The organism is Kitasatospora putterlickiae, assembly GCF_039527695.1.
GTDB classification, from domain to species: domain Bacteria; phylum Actinomycetota; class Actinomycetes; order Streptomycetales; family Streptomycetaceae; genus Kitasatospora; species Kitasatospora putterlickiae.
On record NZ_BAAAKJ010000228.1, the window covers coordinates 1 to 1428 of the forward strand.

The 1428-nt window shown below is 78.1% G+C and carries 1 protein-coding gene and 1 pseudogene; one reads left to right on the forward strand and one right to left on the reverse strand.

Annotated features, from left to right (window positions below):
- On the reverse strand, positions 1-975 hold a 975-nt coding region (locus tag ABD308_RS23005; protein ID WP_344338123.1), incomplete at its 3' end, for an AfsR/SARP family transcriptional regulator.
- A gap of 130 nt (positions 976-1105) precedes the next feature.
- Between ABD308_RS23005 and ABD308_RS23010 the strand changes: the two are divergent.
- Positions 1106-1428 (forward strand): annotated as a pseudogene (locus ABD308_RS23010) (hypothetical protein); the annotation flags it as partial.

Consider the following 1428-nt stretch of genomic DNA (forward strand, 5'->3'; position numbering starts at 1 on the left):
GGACGCCTGCCGGAGCAGCGCCTCGACCAGCGGCTGGGCCGCGAGGTCCTGGTGCCCGGCCCAGACCGCGAGCGTCGAGTAGCCGCGCAGCCAGTCCGACCCGGGCGGTGCCGACGGTGACCCCCAGCCGGCGAAGGTGTTGCAGAACTCCAGCGCCGGGTGCCCGCCCGCGCTCCACGGCAGCCACTCCTCGCCCACCCGCACCGCGTACAGTGGCGCCGGCGGCCGGTCCAGGCGGGGGTCGGCGCGCAGGATCCGCTGGTGCAGCGCGGTGAGTTCGGCTCCCGGCTCGACGCCCAGCGTTTCCACCAGGGTCCGCCGGGTCCGCCGGTAGAGGGCGAGCGCCTCGCCCTGCCGGCCCGCCCGGTACAGGGCCGTCATCGCGGCGCGCACCAGCCGCTCCCGGGGCGGCAGGCCGTCCAACCCGCCGTCGCGCAGCGGGAGATCGGCGAGCAGCCGGTCGTGCCGGCCCATCGCCAGCAGCAGCTCGGCCCGCTGTTCCAGGGCCGACAGCCGCAGGTGCAGCAGCCGCCCGCCGAGCCGCCCGCGCAGCGCCTCGTCGGCGACGTCCGCGAGCAGCGGCCCGCGCCAGAGCGCGAGCGCCCGGTCGTGGCAGCGCAGCCGCTCGGACGGGTCGCCGGTGGCGGCGGCGCGGGCCGTGAGTTCGAGGAACTCCCGGACGTCCAGGCCGTGGTGGCCCGGGACGAGGGCGTAGCCGTCGTGCCGGGTGTCGATCACCACGCCGTGCGGGCGCAGCCGGGCGCGCAGCCGTCCGATGTACGTGTGCACGGTGCCGCGCGCCGAGGCGGGCGGGCCGCCGTGCCAGAGCAGGTCGATCAGCCGCTCGGTGGCGACCACCCGGCCGTCCTCCAGCAGCAGGACGGCGAGCAGGCACCGCTCCTGGCGGCGCGCGCCGGCCAGGACGGGCTCGCCCTGGTGGTCGGCCTCGAACGGTCCGAGCAGTCGGAACTCCATGGCGGGCCACCCTACGGCGCCCGTTCCGGCGGTGCCGCCGCCGGGCGGGCCGGGCGATGGTGAGAATCCGGTCAGCGGGCCCTGTCAGGCTGGCCGCCGAACAGTCCGACGCGCCATCAGGAGACCCGTCATGCAGCGCATTCCCCTCCGCCTCGCGACCGCCGCCGCCACCGCCGTCGCCGCCCTGGCCGCGACCCTGGCCGCCGCCCCGACGGCCGGTGCCGCCGACGGCGGTGGCTGGGAGCCGTGGCCCTCGCCGTCCTTCGACCTGCCGGCCGGCGCCCGCTGCGACTTCCCGGTGCACCTGGAGCCCGTCGTCGACCGGGTCGAGCGGCACGTGCTGGCCGCCGACCCCGACGGCACCGTCCGCCGCGTCGCCTACCGGGGCGCCCTCGTCATGCGGCTCACCAACACCCTCACCGGCGCCTCCTACGACGCCGACGCCGGCGGGCC